The sequence below is a fragment of the Streptomyces sp. SID3343 genome (assembly GCF_009865215.1).
Taxonomy (GTDB): Bacteria; Actinomycetota; Actinomycetes; order Streptomycetales; family Streptomycetaceae; genus Embleya.
Map to the genome: position 1 here is coordinate 1 of NZ_WWJX01001359.1, position 3,564 is coordinate 3,564.

At 68.9% G+C, this 3,564-nt stretch carries 5 protein-coding genes; 1 reads left to right on the plus strand and 4 read right to left on the minus strand.

The annotated features are described in order from the left end of the window. Positions 1-2 precede the first annotated feature (2 nt). Together GT354_RS42830 and GT354_RS42835 are read right to left on the minus strand one after the other, a co-directional pair. Positions 3-209 (minus strand): cold-shock protein, encoded by a 207-nt coding sequence (locus tag GT354_RS42830; RefSeq protein WP_020554951.1) that lies wholly within the window; start codon positions 207-209, stop codon positions 3-5. A gap of 336 nt (positions 210-545) precedes the next feature. Continuing rightward, the gene (locus GT354_RS42835; protein ID WP_161362301.1) at positions 546-1,106 is read right to left on the minus strand and encodes a TetR/AcrR family transcriptional regulator; all 561 of its coding nucleotides are present in this window, start codon (positions 1,104-1,106) and stop codon (positions 546-548) included. Between the two features lie 92 nt (positions 1,107-1,198). Here GT354_RS42835 and GT354_RS42840 point away from each other — a divergent pair, with 92 nt between their 5' ends. Beyond that, positions 1,199-1,804, plus strand: a complete 606-nt coding sequence (locus tag GT354_RS42840; protein WP_161362303.1) for a DUF2867 domain-containing protein — start codon at positions 1,199-1,201, stop codon at positions 1,802-1,804. A 91-nt stretch (positions 1,805-1,895) separates the two neighbouring features. Here GT354_RS42840 and GT354_RS42845 read toward each other — a convergent pair whose 3' ends face one another. Together GT354_RS42845 and GT354_RS42850 are read right to left on the minus strand one after the other, a co-directional pair. Beyond that, positions 1,896-2,708, minus strand: coding sequence for an ABC transporter permease subunit (locus GT354_RS42845; RefSeq protein WP_161362305.1), 813 nt, complete (start codon positions 2,706-2,708; stop codon positions 1,896-1,898). Between the two features lie 7 nt (positions 2,709-2,715). Beyond that, on the minus strand, positions 2,716-3,564 hold an 849-nt coding region (locus GT354_RS42850; RefSeq protein WP_161362307.1), incomplete at its 5' end, for an ATP-binding cassette domain-containing protein.

Below are 3,564 nucleotides of genomic sequence, written 5' to 3' on the forward strand. Positions count from 1 at the left end.
TGTCAGGCGGGAACGATGTTCTCGGCCTGCGGGCCCTTCTGACCCTGGGTGACGTCGAAGGAGACCTTCTGGCCTTCCTGGAGCTCACGGAAGCCCTGGGCGGCGATGTTCGAGTAGTGGGCGAAGACGTCGGGGCCGCCACCGTCCTGCTCGATGAAGCCGAAACCCTTTTCTGCGTTGAACCACTTCACGGTGCCGGTGGTTGCCATGTCGTTCTCCTTCATTGGGGAAAGCAGTTTCGAAATCCACGGTGTGCGATTTCGCGTCGCCGCAAGGAGCCCATCCGGAGATGACCGGCCAAACAAAAAATGCACCCACGGAACACGCCCGTCAGGTGCACACAAAGTTCATGGGTACCACAACTGCAACTGAGTTCAAGGTAGCACGGATAGCGACGAGATCACGGAACCGGGTCACCCCGACACGCCGTGACGAGCCCGGTTTCCGGGTCCTCGGGTTCGCATTTCGCCCCCTTCGACTCCCTCGCCACGGCAGGCCGGCTCCGGCTCGCGAGGCGAGCGGGGGCCGGCCGCCGCCCCGGGGAGCTACCTCAGGAGCCATCTCCTGGTCAGTTCCATCACCTCCGCACGGCTGCGACCCCCGTGGTCGGCGGCGATGAAGTGGTTGCCGATGCGTAGGGAGAAAGTGATCATGCAGCGAACCTCGACGTCCTCGCCGTCGGGGCAAAAGGACTCGAACAGCGAGCGCAGGTAGTCCATGCGCCGGTTGTCGGCCCGCCGAAGCCGCTGCGCGACGGCCTCGTCCCGCCGGGCCCAGTCGCGGATCGCCAGGTCTGTCGTCGTACCCGTCACCGGCCCGTCGCCGGACGCGGCGATCGTGAACAAGCGCTCCAGCTTGGCCCTGGCGTCTCCCCCGCCGCTCTCGACCTGCTCGATCATCGCCGCGGTGACTTCGCGCTCCCACGTGTCGAGCATCTCGGTGAGCAGGGTGGCCCGATTGCCGAAGTAGCCGTAGAAGCCGCCCTTGCTGACCCCGAGGGCCTGCGCCAGCGTCTCGATCCTGACCGCCTCCGGGCCGCCGGCGGCGAGCGCCCGCAGTCCCTCCACGATCCATCCGCCGCGAGGCGTGCGGGTGGTGCCCGCCATGCGTCCTCCTTCGGGTCGTCCCTCATCTATACGGTGCCGTATAGATCGTGCTAGCCTCCATCTATACGGCATCGTATAGATAGGGATCGCGCATGAGACTCCCCGCAACGGCACACACGTCCCGCCCCTGGCGCATCCACGAGATAGCCGGCGATTTCCACCTCGAAGACGTGTGGGCGCTGCCGACTCCGGGCGGTCCCGACGACCTCGCGCACCTGGTACGGCAGTTCACCACCGGCGACCCGGCACACGCGGCACACGTCGCCTCCCCCGTCTCCCGAGCGCTCTTCGGGATCCGCTGGAAACTCGGGCGGCTCCTCGGCTGGGACAAGCCCGACGCCGGCCTCGGCTCCCGTGTCCCGACGCTGCGGGACCGCCTGCCGCAAGACCTGCGCGACGGCCCGCGAGGGCCCGACCTCCGCGCGGTTCCGTTCACGTCCGTGTACCTCACGCACGACGAGTGGGTGGCGGAGATGGCCAACCGGACCGTGCACGCGGTGATGCACATCGGCTGGGTCCGCGACGAGGCGGGCGGCCATCACGGCCGGATGGCCGTCCTGGTCAAGCCGAACGGGCCGCTCGGCGCCGCCTACATGGCGGCCATCAAGCCCTTCCGCTACGTGGGCGTGTATCCGGCGCTGCTGCGCGGGATCGGCGCCAGGTGGCAGGCGAGCGCCGGCGACCGGGCAGCGCGCTGACGTTCACACGCACCGTGACCGCCACGCGCCGCCCGTCACGCGGTCACGCGGTCACGCGGTCACGCGGTCACGCGGTCACGCGGTCACGCGGTCACGCGTCGCGCTTCTCCAGCAGCACCGCGCCCAGGATCAACAGGACCAGCGTCTCGGCCACGAAGACCGCGAAGCCGGTCCACGGCTGGAACATCTTGTCCGCGGCGTTGACCGCCATGACCTGGCTGCCCGCGTTGGCGGGCATCAGCTTGGAGATCCAGTCGCCGGTCTTGCCGGGGATCAGACCCACCACGCCGCCGACCACGAAGATCAACGCGATGCCCACCGTGATGGCGCCGGCGGTGTGCCGCAGCAACACCCCCAACGCCATCCCGAACAGGCCCAGGACGGCGAGATAGAGCCCCGTTCCGATCAGTGAGCGGATCACGCCCGGGTCGCCGATGTCGACGCCGACGTCCTTGGCGCTGAGCATCACGTCGGCCAGGAAGTAACAGCCGAAGCCGGTGACCGCCCCGACCACGAACAGCGTCGACGCCAGTACCAGAGCCTTGGCGGCGAGCATCGACGCGCGCCACGGCACCGCGGTCAGGCTGGTGCGGATCATGCCGGTCGAGTACTCGGCCGTCATCGACATCACCCCGAGCACCAGGGCGGCGATCTGGCCGAAGGCCACGCCCACGGTGAGCAGGTCGGGGGCGTCGTTCTCCTTGCCCTGGGCCACGTCCTTGGCCACGTCGCTCGCCGCCAGGGCGGCGATGGCCCACGTGATCAGGACGCTCACCAAAAGCAGCGCCAGCAGGGTCCAGACGGTCGAGCGTACGGTCTTGATCTTGGCCCACTCGGAGTCCAGGATCCGGCCGAAGGTCAGCCGCGGCGGGCGCGCGGAAGTGGTGGGCGCGGTCGTCGTCATGATGGCCTCATCCGATCCGGTCGGCGGCGGTCGGCGGTCCCCAGCCCTGGACCGCTCCGGCGGTCTTCGAGGGCTCGCCGCCGGTGTGGTATTCGACGCTGTCGGCGGTGAGCCGCATGAACGCCTCTTCGAGCGAGGCCTCGATCCTGGCCAACTCGTGCAGGAAGATCCCGTTGTGCCCGGCGAGGTCACCGACCTGGTCGGTGGTCACCCCCGGGAGCAGCAGCGCGCCCGCGTCGTCGCGGGTCACCTGCCAGCCGGCGTTCGTCGCGAGGCGGGCGAGTTCGTCCGCCTGGGGTGAACGCGCCTTCACGTGGCTGATCGAGTTCTCCGCGATGAACTGCTCCACGCCCGTGTCGGCGAGGATCCGGCCGCGCCCGATGACCAGCAGGTGGTCGGCGGTGACGGCCATCTCGTTCATCAGGTGCGACGAGACGAAGACCGTGCGCCCCTCGGAGGCGAGACGTTTCATCAGGTTGCGGATCCACAGGATCCCCTCGGGATCGAGCCCGTTGACGGGTTCGTCGAACAGCAGCACCCGGGGATCGCCGAGCAGTGCACCGGCGATCCCGAGGCGCTGACCCATGCCCAGGGAGAAGCCGCCGGAGCGTTTCTTGGCGACGGAGGTGAGACCGACTGTGTCCAGGACCTCGTCCACCCGGGTGAGCGGGATGCCGTTCGACTTCGCCAGAACCACCAGGTGGTCCCGAGCGGTACGGCCGCCGTGCAGGGCCTTGGCGTCGATGAGCGCCCCGACCTCCACCATCGGCGCGACCAGTTTCCGGTAGGCCCGACCGTCCACCGTCACCCGGCCGGCACTGGGGCGGTCCAGGCCCAGGATCATCCGCATCGTGGT

Coding starts and splice junctions, on each gene's coding strand:
- GT354_RS42830 (WP_020554951.1), bottom strand. CDS start 209: ATGGCAACCACCGGCACCGTGAAGTGGTTCAACGCAGAAAAGGGTTTC.
- GT354_RS42835 (WP_161362301.1), bottom strand. CDS start 1,106: ATGGCGGGCACCACCCGCACGCCTCGCGGCGGATGGATCGTGGAGGGA.
- GT354_RS42840 (WP_161362303.1), top strand. CDS start 1,199: ATGAGACTCCCCGCAACGGCACACACGTCCCGCCCCTGGCGCATCCAC.
- GT354_RS42845 (WP_161362305.1), bottom strand. CDS start 2,708: ATGACGACGACCGCGCCCACCACTTCCGCGCGCCCGCCGCGGCTGACC.